At 65.2% G+C, this 15,303-nt stretch carries 15 protein-coding genes; 3 read left to right on the top strand and 12 right to left on the bottom strand.

Annotated elements, in window-relative coordinates:
* Nucleotides 1-51 precede the first annotated feature (51 nt).
* Both radC and MRY80_RS02625 read left to right on the top strand, forming a co-directional pair.
* Nucleotides 52-777, top strand: a complete 726-nt coding sequence (gene radC, locus MRY80_RS02630) for a DNA repair protein RadC (RefSeq protein WP_293287749.1) — start codon at nt 52-54, stop codon at nt 775-777.
* Between the two features lie 748 nt (nt 778-1,525).
* Nucleotides 1,526-2,221, top strand: a complete 696-nt coding sequence (locus MRY80_RS02625) for a hypothetical protein (RefSeq protein WP_293287664.1) — start codon at nt 1,526-1,528, stop codon at nt 2,219-2,221.
* Nucleotides 2,222-2,236: 15 nt separating this feature from the next.
* Here the strand turns inward: MRY80_RS02625 and MRY80_RS02620 are convergent, their stop codons facing one another.
* The 9 genes from MRY80_RS02620 to cpaB all read right to left on the bottom strand — a co-directional run bounded on the left by MRY80_RS02620 (nt 2,237) and on the right by cpaB (nt 10,930).
* Nucleotides 2,237-2,965 carry an ATP12 family protein gene (locus MRY80_RS02620; RefSeq protein WP_293287747.1) on the bottom strand — a complete coding sequence of 243 codons (729 nt, stop codon included), beginning with the start codon at nt 2,963-2,965 and terminating at the stop codon, nt 2,237-2,239.
* A gap of 132 nt (nt 2,966-3,097) precedes the next feature.
* Nucleotides 3,098-3,571: a tetratricopeptide repeat protein gene (locus MRY80_RS02615; RefSeq protein WP_293287663.1), complete on the bottom strand. Its 474-nt coding sequence runs from the start codon at nt 3,569-3,571 to the stop codon at nt 3,098-3,100.
* A gap of 132 nt (nt 3,572-3,703) precedes the next feature.
* A complete protein-coding gene (locus MRY80_RS02610; RefSeq protein WP_293287661.1) occupies nt 3,704-4,639 on the bottom strand; it encodes a type II secretion system F family protein in 936 nt (311 codons plus the stop codon).
* Between the two features lie 10 nt (nt 4,640-4,649).
* Entirely contained in the window at nt 4,650-5,618 is a 969-nt protein-coding gene (locus MRY80_RS02605) for a type II secretion system F family protein (RefSeq protein WP_293287658.1), read from the bottom strand.
* A gap of 2 nt (nt 5,619-5,620) precedes the next feature.
* Nucleotides 5,621-7,036, bottom strand: a complete 1,416-nt coding sequence (locus MRY80_RS02600; protein ID WP_293287745.1) for a CpaF family protein — start codon at nt 7,034-7,036, stop codon at nt 5,621-5,623.
* A 62-nt stretch (nt 7,037-7,098) separates the two neighbouring features.
* Nucleotides 7,099-8,313 (bottom strand): response regulator, encoded by a 1,215-nt coding sequence (locus tag MRY80_RS02595; RefSeq protein WP_293287655.1) that lies wholly within the window; start codon nt 8,311-8,313, stop codon nt 7,099-7,101.
* 47 nt (nt 8,314-8,360) lie between these two features.
* Nucleotides 8,361-8,603 (bottom strand): hypothetical protein, encoded by a 243-nt coding sequence (locus MRY80_RS02590; RefSeq protein ID WP_293287653.1) that lies wholly within the window; start codon nt 8,601-8,603, stop codon nt 8,361-8,363.
* 9 nt (nt 8,604-8,612) lie between these two features.
* On the bottom strand, nt 8,613-9,995 hold the full coding sequence (locus MRY80_RS02585) for a type II and III secretion system protein family protein (RefSeq protein ID WP_293287650.1): 1,383 nt from the start codon (nt 9,993-9,995) through the stop codon (nt 8,613-8,615).
* The gene (cpaB, locus tag MRY80_RS02580; protein WP_293287648.1) at nt 9,992-10,930 is read right to left on the bottom strand and encodes a Flp pilus assembly protein CpaB; all 939 of its coding nucleotides are present in this window, start codon (nt 10,928-10,930) and stop codon (nt 9,992-9,994) included. Before cpaB ends, MRY80_RS02585 begins: the two co-directional genes overlap by 4 nt.
* Nucleotides 10,931-11,157: 227 nt before the next feature.
* Between cpaB and parE the strand changes: the two genes are divergently transcribed.
* Complete coding sequence (parE, locus tag MRY80_RS02575; RefSeq protein ID WP_293287645.1) at nt 11,158-13,206, top strand: DNA topoisomerase IV subunit B; 2,049 nt, start codon at nt 11,158-11,160, stop codon at nt 13,204-13,206.
* 39 nt (nt 13,207-13,245) lie between these two features.
* Here the strand turns inward: parE and MRY80_RS02570 are convergent, their stop codons facing one another.
* The 3 genes from MRY80_RS02570 to MRY80_RS02560 form a co-directional block, all read right to left on the bottom strand.
* On the bottom strand, nt 13,246-13,692 hold the full coding sequence (locus tag MRY80_RS02570) for a carbon monoxide dehydrogenase subunit G (RefSeq protein WP_293287642.1): 447 nt from the start codon (nt 13,690-13,692) through the stop codon (nt 13,246-13,248).
* Between the two features lie 162 nt (nt 13,693-13,854).
* Nucleotides 13,855-14,100: an acyl carrier protein gene (locus MRY80_RS02565; protein ID WP_293287640.1), complete on the bottom strand. Its 246-nt coding sequence runs from the start codon at nt 14,098-14,100 to the stop codon at nt 13,855-13,857.
* Nucleotides 14,097-15,293, bottom strand: coding sequence for a dihydrolipoamide acetyltransferase family protein (locus tag MRY80_RS02560; protein ID WP_293287639.1), 1,197 nt, complete (start codon nt 15,291-15,293; stop codon nt 14,097-14,099). The genes MRY80_RS02565 and MRY80_RS02560 overlap by 4 nt, the downstream gene beginning before the upstream one ends.
* Between the last annotated feature and the right edge of the window lie 10 nt (nt 15,294-15,303).

The following is a 15,303-nucleotide window of genomic DNA, read 5'->3' as shown; positions in this document are numbered from 1 at the left end:
GAACCTGACGAGCGGCAGATCTTTCTCGGCGAATTTGCGCGCCCCGTCGATCTGTTCTCCGGCAAGGTTGCAAAGTCGGACGCGCCGCAAAAGCCGGACCAGCCCCCCTCGCCCCATTCAGGCCATCGCGACCGCCTGCGCGCCCGTTTCACCGATGCCGGCCCCGACGCGCTGGCCGATTACGAGTTGCTGGAACTCCTCCTGTTCCGCTCGATCCCGCGGCGCGACACCAAGCCGCTCGCCAAATCCCTGATCGCCCGCTTCGGCTCCTTCGGCGGCGTGCTCGGCGCCGACCGCGACCGCCTGATGGAGGTGCCCGGCGTCAAGGAGGCCGTCGCCACCGACCTGAAGACGATCGCCGCGGCCGCGCAGCGCATGCTCAAGGGCGAGATCGCCGCGCGCGAGGTGCTGTCCTCCTGGAGCGCGGTGATCGACTATTGCAAGGCGGCGATGGCGCACGAAACGCGCGAACAGTTCCGCATCCTGTTCCTCGACAAGAAGAACGTGCTGATCGCCGACGAGGTGCAGCAGGTCGGCACGATCGATCACACCCCGGTCTATCCGCGCGAGGTGATGCGCCGCGCGCTGGAGCTCTCGGCGACCGCGATCATCCTCGTCCACAACCACCCGTCCGGCGACCCGACCCCGTCACGCGCCGACATCGAGATGACCCACAAGATCGCCGAGGTCGGCAAGACCCTCAACGTCATCGTGCACGACCATGTCATCATCGGAAAATCCGGCCACGCCAGCCTGAAGGGGCTGGACCTGTTCTAGGCCGTGACCTGACAAACCATTGAGGTGCGGGTTCTCGGGGAACCTCTCCTCGACGGCGTTCAAATGAGCGCGTTGGTTTTGTCGTCTGCATCATGATTGCAAAGTCTGGCAGGGCATCTCGGCCGGATCGAGGCGCCAAAGCCCACTCCTCCCTCCGTCATCCTAGGGCTTGACCCCAAGACAAGCGAAGCGCCGTCGTCGCCTAGGATCCATTCCGTGAGGCTCAATCCAGAGGATGCTGTCTCGACTGGTTGGCCAACTCAAGGGGGTCAGGATGAACCGCGGCGCCTATCATGGCGAATAGCCGGCACCTTCACGGAATGGATCCTCGGCTCAAGGCCGAGGATGACGAGCGGTGTGTGAGGCCCCGGCCAATCGCCGAACGATCGCGCGCAACTCAGGCGCCAGAGCCCCCTCCGTCACCCAAATGCCTGACCGAAGGCAAAGGATCCATCCCGTGAAGCTCGAACGTAGACCGACATATTCGACACCACGGCATCCGCGGAACAGCGGCAAATTGTATGGTGGCGTCGATCATGGCGTAGAAGCCGGCACCGTCACGGAATGGCCCACCGCCGCCATCCCCGTGCCTGTCACACGCATCCGTTCCGCAAGCTTACACGACGCCCGCCCGCCGGTGGACAGACACGACAAGCCTCGTCAGAAACACCAAACTTATCCACCGCCCCGCCACGCGCCTTACCCTTGCCGGGCCTGTTCAGGGAAAGGAGACCGGACGCTGGAGACGATGGACTGGAGCCTGGCAATCGAGAGGAACCGCGAGGCGCTCCTTCGCATCGTGGCGATGTTGCTCGCCATGGCGGGGCTGGAGCCGGGCGGCGATGCCGGCACGCTGCCGCGTCAGTTGCGCGCCCGGCTGCTGCGGATCCTGCGCCCGGCGGAAGCCGCGACGCGTCGGCTGATCATTGTCGCCGCGATGGGCATGACCGTCACGCTTCGCATTGCCAAGGATCGCGGCCCGGCACCATCCGCCAGTCCCGGCCCACGCGGCAAAGACCCGGCGGCGCCGTCGCGCGCGCACCCTGCCGCGTCCTTTCCCGTCGTCGATCCGCTGCCGCGCTTCGACCACCGGCCGTTTCAGCGCCGGCCGATGTCCTTTCCGCGCATCACCCTCCTCGGCCGCGAACCGACGCCCATTCCGGACGGGTGGATCGCCCGGCCCGACGATCTTCTCAGCGCGGCCGGCCTGTCACGCCGGCTGTCGGCGCTTCTGCGTGTTCTCAACGAAATCGACCGCCACGCGGCGCGGGTGGCCCGCTGGCGGGCGCGGCGCGACCTGGGGCTCAACCGCACGAGACGCTTCTCGCCGATGCGTCCCGGGCGGCCGCCCGGCCATCGCGCGCGGCCCGGCCACGCGGTGGACGAGATCCTGCGCGAATGCCACTGGCTCGCCCGCCGCGCGCTTGCGCCGGACACGTCCTGACGCCGAAAAGCGCTCTTAAAGGGATTTGATCAGCCGGTCCGCTGCGTCCATTTCGGCCCAGCGCTTGTCGCGGCGCGCCCTGGCTTCGGCGTCCTCGCCCCATTGGGCGATGTTCCAGTCCTCGTCCACATGGGCGGCGGTCCAGGCCTCGGCGGCGCCGATCTCGCCCTTCCAGACCGCCAGCGCCAGAAGCGCGGAACCGGTCAGCGTCGTCATCGAATGGATCGCGGCCAGTTCCAGCGGGTCCGTCACGGTCTTCAGATGCACGCCGAGAGCGGCGATCGTCTCGCGCGGCTGGGCAACATGGATGACGCCTTCCGCCAGATGGAAGCGCGAGCCGGAAAGCCCTTCGGCCCAGTCGACGACCGGATCCCAGATCTCGCGCTGCCGGTCGGCCAGCGCCTGCGGGCTGTCGGCGCGGTAGAACAGGAGGTCGGTGCCGCAATAGCGCAGCACGTCTTCCAGCACCGCCTGCATGTCGGTCGCCACGCCGTCCACCGCGGTGTTGGCCAGTCGATAGCAGGGCATGGTCGAGGGATCGATCACGTCGACCTGACGTTCGAATTCGGCGGCGATCAGCGCGGCGGCGTCCGCCGAGGCCAGCGCCAGCGGCGCCTTGCCCGGCGTCTTGACCGCCCGGCCGTCGAGGAGAACATGGTGCAGCCCGTCGCGCTCGCCGGTTTCGACGGTGGTGTAGAACCGTTTCGGCAGGGCTGCGCGCATGTTGGCCTGCGCGCTGACCATCGGGTCGCGCGGCTCGCCGTCTTGCGGATCGGACAGGGAAAGAATGTCACGCACGGTTGGACTATCCGGCTCGTTTGTCTCGCAGCGGATAGACCACGTCAATCGGGCCAATGCAAGGCGGCGCCAGGCGGCTCAGCCGGCGGAAGCGAGCTTCCAGTTGCCCTCTATGATCGTGTTGCCGGGGGCGAGCGCCCGCGCGTCGGCCAAGACCTTGCGGGCGTTCTTCATGTCGCCGCGCAAAATGAAGGAATAGCCCTGGTTGTTGAGGATCGACGCCTTGCGCCCTTCCAGCTTCAGCAACTGGGCATAGGCGCGGTCCGCGAGGTCGAAGCGGCCGAGCTGGTCATAGGCGGCGGCAAGGCCGAGCCACGCCGTTCCGTTGTCGGGCGTCGCCTCGACGGCGAGCCGGAAATTCTCTTCCGCCAGCCCGTAATTGCCGGCCGCGAACTGCTTTTGCGCAAATGCGATCTTGCGCGCCGCCAGTCCGCCCTGCCCGGAACCGTGGAACGCCGGGTCGGAGCTCGTATCCAGCACGCTGGTCTGGCAGCCGGCAAGCGCAACCGCGACAAGGCCGACCGCGAGGACCCGCAGGATCCGATGTTTCATGACGCAACCCCTCTGTGCCCGGTTGACCGGGTCTGTTGGGGAGAAGCCTAGGCGAAAACGGTAAAGATGACGTCGGCAAACGCGCCTAACGATTGGCAAAGAGGGCCGGTAAACGAAATCCCAACACGACGCCTACATGTTGAAGCGAACGATGATCGGGATGATCGCGATCATCACGACGACCGGCAGGATGCAGACCGTGACCGGGATCGACATCTTGGCTGGAAGGGCATGCGCCTTTTCCTCCGCCTGCGACATCCGCTTGTGCCGCATCTCGTCGGAGAACACCTTCAAGGCGCCCGAGAGGCTGGTGCCCAGTTCCTTCGATTGCTGCAGCAGCGTCGCGAACGCACGCACTTCCTCGACGCCCAGCCGCTCGGCCAGCGCCTTCAGGGCTTCGTTGATGCTGCGGCCCGCCCTCAGTTCCAGCGACACCAGGACCAGGTTCTGGCTTAGCATCGGATAGGTCACCCGGATTTCCTTGGAGACGCGCTCGATCGACGCTTCGAGGCTCATGCCGGCATCGGCGCAGACGATCATCAGGTCCATGAAGTCGGGAAAGCCGTTGCGATATTCCAGCACCCGCTGGTTGACCTTCTGCTTCAGCATGAAGGCCGGCGCGAAATAGCCGCCGACGGCGAGCCCGGCGAGGATGACGATGCCGCGCTGGGAAAGCGGCGCGACATGCATCACGAGCAGCAGCAGCCCGGCCAGCACGAAGCCGCCGCCCATCGCGACGAAGCGGATCAGGAAGAAGCGGCCCACCGCGTTCGGATCGAGATAGCCGGCGCGCATCAGCGTCTGGCGCAGCCGCACCACCTTCTCGGGATCGGCCGAAGCGTAGAATTCCGCCGCGCGCCGAGCCGCCTTCTCGGCAAGCTCGGCATCCCGGCGCTTCTTCTCGTCATCCACGATGACGGTGCCGGGTCCGGTGTCGAAATCGACCCGCAGCCGGCTGCGGACATGGCTCTGGCGCCGGTTGCTCTGCATGAACGACCAGACCAGACCGGCCAGGCCCAGGATGATGATGAAGACGCCGGAGGGCAGAAGAAGGGAGGACAGATCCATGCGACGCGCCCTAGAACCGGAAGTTTGCCATCTTGAACATGATCGCGTTGCCGAGCACCAGCCAGCCGAACGAGCCGCCCGCCAGGTACCAGGTCAGCCCTTCGCCGGCGACCTCGCGATAGTAGCTCGGCATCAGGACCATGACGGCGAGCACCAGCAACACGGGAACGGCGGTCAGGATATAGGCTGACATGCGCCCCTCTACCGAGATCGCCTTGACCTTGCGGCGCAGCTTGCCGCGTTCGCGGATCACGCCGGACAGACCCTCCAGGATCTCGCGCAAATTGCCGCCGGTCGTGGATTGGATCGAAACCGCCGTCACGAAGAGCGGCAGGTCCTCGTGCCCGACGCGCTCATAGAGATTGCGCAATGCGCTCACCATGTCGGACCCATAGGTGATCTCGTCGGTGACGATGCCGAACTCCGTGCCGATCGGATCCGGCATCTCGCGCGAAACCATCGATACCGCGACCGGCACCGGGTGCCCCGCCTTCAGGCCGCGCGTGATCAGGTCCAGCGCCTCGGGCAGTTGCAGTCCGAAGCGCTTGTGGCGCTTCTTGCGCAGCCACCGAAGCAGCATGACCGGCACGACCGGAATGAGCGCCACGCCGACCATGATGCCATATTGCATCCGGTTGATGAAGAAGCCACCGCCGAGGCCGATCGCCAGCGCGATCAGCGACGTGATTACAAGGAAGGTCGTCAGCGGCATGACCATGCCGGACTGGATGCGCAACGCCCGCAATGCTGCGAGCGGCGAGAACCGGGCGCCCTCGCCGTCCAGCCCGCGCTCCTTGCGCAACTGGACGAGCACTTCCTTCTGGTTGACGTTGTGCTGCTGCAGCCGCATGCGCCGGTTGACCGCCTTGCGGGTCTCGGCGCCCGAGGACAGCAGCACATAGGCCGCCTCCGCGAACATGATCCCGGCACCGGCGGCGAAAGCGTAGACGATGTAGATGGTGACGTCGTCGAGCTCCATCGTCACCCCTGCTTGTTGGTCGGATCGAAGTAGTCGCCCGGAAACTCGACGCCCATCGCATGCAGTTCCTCAAGGAAGCGCGGACGGATGCCGGTCGCCTCGAAATGCCCGATCACCCCGCCGTCGGCGTCCATGCCCGTGCGGCGGAAAGTGAAGATCTCCTGCATCTGGATGACGTCGCCTTCCATGCCGGTCACCTCGGCGACGCTCGTCACCTTGCGCTTGCCGTCCGACAGGCGCGTCAGCTGCACGATCAGGCCGATCGCGCTCGATATCTGGCTGCGGATCGAGGCGACCGTCATCGGCATGCCGGTCATGCCGAGCATCTGTTCGAGGCGCGAAATCGCGTCGCGCGGCGTGTTGGCGTGGATGGTTGCCATCGAGCCTTCATGGCCGGTGTTCATGGCCTGCAGCATGTCGAAGGCCTCCTCGCCGCGGCACTCGCCGAGGATCACGCGGTCGGGACGCATGCGAAGCGCGTTCTTGACCAGATCGCGCTGCTTCACCTCGCCGACGCCTTCCGAATTCGCCGGCCGGGTTTCCATGCGCGCGACATGCGGCTGCTGCAGCTGAAGTTCGGCGGCGTCCTCGATGGTGATCAGCCGCTCGTCTTCGGAAATGAATGCCGAGAGCGCGTTCAGCATGGTCGTCTTGCCGGTGCCGGTGCCGCCGGAGATGATCGTCGTGACGCGCGCGAACACCGCCGCCGCAAGCACCTCGGCCATCGGCTGCGTCAGGGCGCCGAATTCCACGAGCTTGTGCAGGCCGAGCTTGTTCTTGGAGAACTTTCGGATCGAGACCAGCGGGCCGTCGACGCCGATCGGCCGGATCGCCGCATTGAAACGCGATCCGTCCAGCATGCGCGCGTCGCACATCGGCTGAGATTCGTCGATCCGCCGCCCGACCGCCGCGACGATCTTGTTGATCACGCGAAGCAGATGCGCCTCGTCCTTGAACGGAATCGTCTCCTGGACGAGCTTGCCGCCCCGTTCCACGAAGCAGTTCTCGTGGCCGTTGATGAGGATGTCGCTGACCGTCGGATCCTTCAGCAACGGTTCCAGCGGCCCGAGCCCGACCATCTCGTCGACGAGATCGTCGATCAGCGTTTCGACCTCCGCGGCGTTGAGGGCCAGCCGCTCGTTGCGCACATATTCGCCCACGAAGGCCTGCACTTCCTGGCGCATGCGGTCCCGCGGCATCGCTTCCAGCGCGACGAGGTTGATCTCCTCGATCAGCTTGCGATGCAGCTTCACGCGGGCGTCGAGCGTGCGGTCCTGCGCCTTGGAGGCGGTGCGGCCATGCGCGGGTTTCGCGGCCCGCTTGTTGGGAATGACGATCGGCCGTTCTTCGTGAACAGGTGCCGGCGTCGATTTCACCGCCGCGTCGCGGCTGTTCAACTGCGTGAATCTGGATGTCAGCATCGCACCGATTTCCCTGTCACTTCCGGCACAAACCCGATCTCAGCCCGCAAGGGGAGAGATCATCCGGCCTTCTTGAGGATGCCCTTGCCGAGACCGAAGAGGCTGCGCTTGCGCCCGCTCTCCAGCTGCATTTCCTCGGGCAGGATGATGCGCTTCAGGTCGCGGACCACATTGGCGTTCGGGTCGACCTCATGCAGCGGAATCCCGCGATCGACGGCCTCGCGCACGAGCTTGTAATTGTTGGAGATGCCGCCGGCGAAGCGGTCGCCGAACAGTTCCTCGATATCGGCCGCCCGGATGCCGCCATCCATTCCGCTCGGCAGATAGCGGTTGATGATCACGCGCGGGCGGATGTCCTTGCCGACCTCGGTCTCGATCGAGTTGATCAGGCGCTGGGCGTGACGCAGGCAGGGCACCGTCTGTTCGGCGGTGATGTAGACGTGGTTGGAACCGCGCAGCACCGTTTCCGTCCAGGGGAACCACGTGCGCGGCAAGTCGATCACCACATTGTCGAAATAGGCCGAGACGAGATCGAGAACCTTGACGACGACGTCGGTGTCGAAGGAACGCATTTCGGTCGGCATGTTCGGCGCGGCCAGCACCGCAAGACCCGATTCATGCTTCGACAGAAGCGCGTCCAGGAGCTGCCGGTCGAGGCGTTCGACCTGGTTTTCCACTTCGGTGATGTCGAAGCGCGTTTCCAGGTCGAGATATTCGGCGCAGGACCCGTTCTGGAAGTTCAGATCCACCACGCAGGTGGATGCGGCACGCGTCGCCGAGCGGTGCAGGAGAAACGCGGTCTGCAGCGCGAGCGTCGTGTTGCCCACGCCGCCCGCGGCCGGCATGAAGGCGCTGATATAGGCCTCGCCGGAATCGTTCTTCTCGACCCCTTTCAGGGCGCGGATGCAGGAACGGACGAGATCCGCCGTCGTGACCGGCTTCACCAGGAAATCGGCGACATGCAATTGCACGATGATGCGCACCATCGCGGCATCGCATCCCTTGGCGACGACGATCACCGGCACGCGATCGGTAAGCCGGCGCGTGATGCGCTGCAAGGCCTCAAGGCGTTCCAGATCGGGTTCGTCGAGATCGATGATCACGGCGCCGGCGTCGGCATCCTGGACCTCGCCATGCAACTCGGTCACCGGCTTTTCGATGGTGAGGAGCTGGATCGCGTCGGACACCGAAAAGGCCGTTCGCGTCGTCGCCAGGAAGTCCCTGTCGGTCGACACGAGCACAATGCGATTGTTGTTTTCCTTCTCGTCAGCCATGTCTTCGCGTCATCAAATCAGGTTCGTGTTTGTCGGTTCGGGCGGCGTCACAATGCGACGTCTTCGGCCTCGGTCGTGTCCGCTTCTTCGCCGCGTTCGGCAGGCACGGCCAGATCGGTGTCCTGCACGCCGGGCGGCCACGGATCGATGATCTGGAGCGCGCTGTTATGGGCGATCGCGTCGCCGGCCCCGAGCGTCACGCCCTCGTAGATCGTCTCCGGCGGGCTGTAGCACCCGGCCAGCGGAAGCGCTGCGAGCGTTGCGACGAGACAGGTTCTGAAAGTCCGCATGATTGCCCCCTATCCGCCGATGTCGAGCGTGAGGATGTGGCCGGAGGTGCGGGTGGGCACGATGACCGCGCCCGCGCCGCCGCCGGTCGCGGCGGTGCGCACCTCGTCAACGCCCAGGATCGCGACTTCGGCATCGGTCGCAGGCCGTGTGCCGTCGGCCGGCGTCGCCATCGGCGTTCCCGGCTGGACGGGCCGGACGAGATGCGGCGTCACGATCATCACGAGATCGGTCTCGCGGCGCTGGAACTTCTTGCTGGAGAACAGCGCACCGATCACCGGCAATTTGCGTGCGCCCGGCAGGTTGGCGCCCGAATTGTCATTGCTGGCCTGGTAGAGGCCCGCCATCATGAAGCTCTGGCCGCTCTTCAGGTCGACCGACGTCTTGGCCCGGCGAACCGACAGGATGGGAAAGCCATTGGCGAGCGTCTGGTCGAGACTTGAGACCTCGGGTTCGATCTCCAGCGAAATCAGCCCGTCCTTCAGCACCGTCGGCGTGAATTCCAGCCCGACGCCGAAATTCTTGTAATCGACCGTCACGCGCCCGTCCGCGTCGGTGACCGCGATCGGAAACTCGCCGCCTGCAAGGAAGCTTGCCTTCTCGCCCGAGCGAGCGACCAGGTTCGGCTCGGCAAGCCGGCGCGCCACGCCGCGTTCTTCGAGAGCACGGATCGCGACATCGATGTTCAGGCCGCCCGACACCATGCTGCCGAAGAAGCCGGTCGTGTCATCGAAGAAGCCCGGGCTCGAATAGCCGACGCTGCCGCCGCCGAACTCGTAGCTCAACTTGTTGATCTTGACGCCCAGCTCCTGACCCGCATTGCGGTTCAGCTCGACGAAGCGGACATTGAGCTGCACCTGCTGCGAAGAGGTCACGCTGACGGAGTTGATGATCTCGTCTTCCGTGCCGGCGAACTTCTCGGCGATCTTCTTGGCGCGGTCGGCGGAAACCTGGTCCGGGGCCGAGCCGGAGAGCACGACCTGACCGTTGGTGGTCGTGACCTTGATGTTGGCGTCCGGCACGTTCTCGCGAATGGCCGATTTCAGCCGCGTCGTATCGACGGAAACCTCCACGTCGACCGAACCGATCAGACGCTTCTGCTCGTCGAACAGCGCGATCCCGGTCGTGCCAGCGGTGATGCCGAGCACGTAGAAGGTCCGGTTCGTCAGAGGCTGGACATTGGCGATCTCCGGATCGCCGACGACGATTTCAAAGAAGGAAGCACCCGTGCGGATCGTCTTCGGCTTGCCCTTCTCAACCGTGATCAGGCTGGTCCGGCCGGGCGTGATCGTCAGCACGTTCGCGTCCGCCAGCGTCGAAGCGACCGGCATCGCGGCGAACGCCAGGAAGCCGAGGATCGCTGCCAGCGCGGCGTTACGGAGATGATGTCTCATCGGCTGGCTCCTTCGTCGCGCACGTCATAGGTCTCCATCTCGTTCTTGCGGCGTACCGTCACCTTCGCCATGGATCCCGCTATCACTGCGCCGTCGGTGAAGGACGACGTGATCTCCGGGTCGATGCCGACGGCGGGCACCTGGGCGACCGGGTCGGGAACGTCGCCGGCGCGCCGCAGTTGCAGCGACAGGCTGCCGGCGGACTGGGCCGCGGTCAGCGCCTTGGCACCGAGCGCATCCACCTCCAGCGTGACGGCGCGCACGATCACCGGATCGGACTGCCGCTCGTCGGCGATCTGGTCGATCGACAGGACCTTGACGCCGGACAGGACGACGGTGGTGGCGACGAAGCTGTCCGGCTCGCCGGTAAAGGTGCGGTCGCCCGCGGGCGAGACCTCGAGCGGCGCCACGTCTCCGCCGCCCTCGCCCGCCTTCTTGTCGATGACGAAGGTCCGCGTCAGCGCCACGTCCACACGGTCGCCCGGAACGACAAAACCGGCAACGCCCGAAATGTCGTCGACGCGGATCGTGACCGCGCGCATGCCGTCCTCGATGCGTCGCGACAAGGTCGCCAGTTCGTTGGGATCGGTCACCTTGGTCAGGAGGATCGGTTCGTTGGTCTCGATCGCGGCCAGGGCGAAACGCTCACCGCCTTCGAGCAGCCCCTCGACCGTGTCGAAGGCGCCTTTCGGCAGGTCTTCCTTCGGCCAGGGAATTTCCTTGAGCATGCCGGCGTCGATGCGCGCGCCGTAGCGCATCGGTTCCGCCGCGACGACGAGCGAGGAGAATTCGGCCGCCGGCGTGGCCGTCTCGACAACTTCCACGGTTTCCACAGCCGTCTGTATGTTGTTCTTCAGCCAGTAGTCTGCGACGATGATGGAAACCCCGCCGAAGACGATGGCGATGCCGCCCATGATCAGGAATTTCTTGTTCACCGGTGTCCAGCCTCGACCCACGCTTGCGGGTCTGCGTTCTTTTTCTCGTGACGGCGACGATGGCGCGTATGCGTGAACATTAGTGTAACGGATCTGCTGGATCGCCCGGCTTTCGCTTATGTGGTTAAACCGTCGTAAACGCCTGCCGTGAGACGGCTCCCGTTCGCCTTTGGCGCAGGCGCATGCAATATTTGGAAGTGATTCGCCCCCACGATCGACGAATGGCAATGGACGACAACAGCGACCTTTTCTCCACTTTCCCGGAACCGGCAAAGCCCGGCCGCAGCGCTCCCGCGCAGCCGCGTGCCGCCCGCAAGAGCGATGTGCCGGCGCCTGACAAGTCGAGCGGCGACTATGACGCCTCCGCCATCGAGATCCTCGAAGGGCTGGAGCCCGTCCGGCGGCGTCCGGGCATGTATATCGGCGGCACGGACGACAAGGCGCTGCATCACCTGTTCGCGGAAGTCATCGACAATTCCATGGACGAGGCGGTCGCCGGCCATGCGACCTTCATCGAAGTGTCGCTCGACGCCGAGGGCTACATTTCCGTGACCGACAACGGCCGCGGCATCCCGGTCGATCCGCATCCCAAGCACAAGGACAAGTCCGCACTCGAAGTGATCATGACGACGCTGCATGCGGGCGGCAAATTCGATTCCAAGGTCTACGAGACCTCCGGCGGCCTGCACGGCGTCGGCGTGTCGGTCGTCAACGCGCTGTCGGACGATCTGGAAGTCGAAGTGGCGCGCGGACGCCGGCTCTACCGTCAGCGTTTCTCGCGCGGCCATCCGGTCGGCGGACTGGAGGATCTCGGCGAGGTCCAGAATCGGCGCGGCACCCGCGTCCGCTTCCATCCGGACGCCGACATCTTCGGCAAAAGCGCCAAGTTCGAGCCGGCGCGGCTCTACAAGATGGCGCGCTCCAAGGCCTATCTGTTCGGCGGCGTGGAAATCCGCTGGCAATGCGCCCCGGAACAGATCGGTGAAAAGGACCAGACGCCGACAAAGGCGGTCTTCCACTTTCCGGGCGGCCTGAAGGACTATCTGGAAGCCAGCCTCGGCGGCGAGCAGAAGGTCACCGCCAACATCTTCGCCGGCAAGACCGAAAAATCCGGCGGCCATGGCGCCGTCGAATGGGCCGTCACCTGGCATGGCGGCGACGGCTTCGTGAACAGCTACTGCAACACGATCCCGACACCCGAGGGCGGCACCCACGAAGCGGGCCTGCGCATTCTCCTGACGCGCGGACTGAAAGCCTATGCCGATCTCGTCGGCAACAAGCGCGGCTCGCTGATCACCACGGACGACGTGATGATCTCGGCGGCGGCGATGCTCTCGGTGTTCGTGCGCGAACCGGAATTCGTGGGCCAGACCAAGGACAAGCTCGCGACGGCCGAAGCGCAAAGGATCGTCGACCAGGCGATGCGCGACGCCTTCGACCATTGGCTCGCCGCCTCCCCGCAGGAGGCCAACGCGCTGCTCGACTGGGTGGTCGACCGCGCCGAGGAGCGGCTGAAGCGGCGCCAGGAACGCGAGGTCAATCGCAAGACCGCCGTGCGCAAGCTGCGCCTGCCCGGCAAGCTCGCAGACTGCAGCCAGAATTCAGCGGCCGGCGCCGAACTGTTCATCGTCGAGGGTGATTCCGCCGGCGGCTCCGCCAAGCAGGCGCGCGACCGCAAGACCCAGGCGATCCTGCCCCTGCGCGGCAAGATCCTCAACGTCGCCAGCGCCGGTCGCGACAAGCTCCTGGCCAACCAGCAGATCGCCGATCTGATCCAGGCGCTCGGCTGCGGCACGCGCTCGAAATACCGTGACAGCGATCTGCGCTACGAGCGCGTGATCATCATGACGGACGCCGACGTCGACGGCGCCCATATCGCCTCGCTGTTGATCACTTTCTTCTATGCGGAAATGCCGGAACTGATCCGCAATCAGCACCTCTTCCTGGCCGTGCCGCCGCTCTATCGCATCTCGCAAGGCGGCAAGACGGCCTATGCGCGCGACGACGCCCACAAGAGCGAATTGATCGAAGCCGAGTTCACCGGCCGCGGAAAGATCGAGATCAGCCGGTTCAAGGGTCTCGGCGAAATGTCGGCGCAACAGTTGAAGGAAACGACGATGGCGCCGACCGTGCGCACGCTGCTGCGCGTCGATATCGACGACGCGCACGCGGAGGAAACCCGGACCGCCGTCGAAGACCTGATGGGCACGAAGGCCGAGACGCGTTTCCGCTTCATCCAGGAAAACGCAGCCTTCGCCAAGGACATCGACATCTAGGCGCCGGCCTTTGAAGGGCCGGCGACTTCGCCCTGACGATCAATCGCCGGCTTCGACGGTTTCCTTGAACTTCGTGAAGAACTGGCCGGCAAGCCGGTTCGACGTCGAAACGATCAGCCGGCTGCCAAGCTGCGCGATCTTTCCGCCGACATCGGCCTTGGCGGTGTAGCGCAGGATCGTCGCGTCGCCGTCTTCTTCCAGCTCGACATCCGCCCCGCCCTTGGCAAAACCGGCGACACCGCCGCTTCCCTCGCCGGCCAGCGAGAACTGCTCCGGTGCCTTGGACTTGTCGAGCGTGACCTTGCCGCCGAACTTCGCCTTCACGGGACCGATCTTCAGCGTGACCTTGGCTTCCAGCTCCGTGTCGGAATTCTTCGTGAGTTCCTCACAGCCGGGGATGCACTCTTTCAGGATTTCCGGATCGTTGAGCGCGTCATAGACGCGGGCGCGCGGCGCTTCGATGCGGATTTCGTCATTCATTTCCATGGATTAGGTCCTCGGTCGCGACAGTGGGGACACGCAGCCGGCGCGTCCTCCTTCAAGCCAGACCGGATGAAAAGCAGAATGCGCCCGCCCGTGCAAGCGCGGCGACGAGCAAGGCAGATTTCGGAAAACGCGAAAGGCGCCCGCGAGCAGCGGGCGCCTGGCTCAGCTGGTATGCGCCTTCAGATAGGCCAGCATGGCGTCGTACGACCCCATCTGATCGTAGTCCTCCTCCGGCATTGTGATGCCGAGGCTCTTCGAAAGCGCGCTCACCAGGTTGAGGAAATCCATCGAGTCGATATCGAACTCCTCGCGCAGATCGCCTTCCCGGTCGATATCCTCGATCTCCATGTCGGGGGCGATCCGGTGAAGCTCCTGGCGCAGCGCCGCTTCTGTTCTGTCTTCGCTCATAGTTTCTCTGGCTCCTGCAGATGCTTATCGATGGAGGAAAGGAACAGCCCGCCGCGATGGCCGTCGCTGACGCGATGGTCGGCGGCCAGGGTCAATGTCACGGTGCTGCGCGGGACGACTTGCCCCTCGACTACCCAAGGCCGAACGACCGGCGCGCCGATGCCAACGATTGCGACCTGCGGCGGATAGATCACTCCGAACAACGCCTCGACGCCCCGCTCTCCGAGGCTAGACACGGTGATCGTCGGATCGGACAATTCCTTTGCCCGAAAGCGACCGGCACGCACGCGGGCGACAAGATCGCGAGTCTTGTCCATCACCGTGTCGAGATCGAGATCCTGCGCGTCATGGATCGCAGGCGCGACCAGCCCCCCGCCCCGAATGTTGATCGCCATGCCAATATGCACGGACTCGCCCGGCCGAAACGCGCCGTTCTCATAGTGGCCGTTGAATTCCTTGTATTTCTTCAATGCCTTCGCCACGGCCTTGACGAAAAGGGCGGCGATCAGGATGCGATCTTCCGGCGGCTTGCCCGCATTGCGGCCCGCGACGAAAGCCTCGGCGGCGGTCAGATCGCTGCGGTGCGAGAGGTAATAATGGGGAATCTCGCGTTTCGAGCGCGCCATCGCCGCGGCAATGGCGTCGCGCATGGCGCCCATGTCGAAGCCGCCGGTCCGTGGCTGCTCGGATGCGGGCTTGGCAGGCACCCCGGATTTCGCCCCCTCCACATCGGCCAGACAGATGGCGCCGTCAGGCCCGGTGCCGGTCAGCGTCGCGGGGTCGATCCCCTTCTCGGCAACGAGCCGGCGGGCGGCAGGCGTGATCCTGAGCCGTCCGGACGGCGCGACCGGGGCGCCCACCGGCGGCAGCGTCACCGGTGCGGATGCGGCCTCGGGCACGACTGTCTCGACGTCCGGCTTGGCTGGTGCGACCGGTTCCGGTGTGGCCGCCTTGGGTGCTGCAGGAACGTCCCCGTCCCCGCGGATCACCGCCAGAGCCGTGCCGACAGGCACCTTCGCCCCAAGTTCGACGAGATACGCGTCGAGTACGCCGTCCTCGAAGACCTCGATCTCAATCGCGCCTTTCTGGGTTTCCACCACCGCGATGATGTCGCCGCGCTTCACCGCATCGCCTGGCTTTTTCAGCCATTCGACGAGCGTTCCGGCCTCCATGTCCGCGCCGAGCGACGGCATGACGAATTCG

Origin of the sequence: Oricola sp. (assembly GCF_022763245.1) — a bacterium.
Taxonomy (GTDB): Bacteria; Pseudomonadota; Alphaproteobacteria; order Rhizobiales; family Rhizobiaceae; genus Oricola.
The sequence above is the reverse complement of the archived record's forward strand: the minus strand, read 5'-3'. Positions and strand labels throughout refer to the sequence as shown.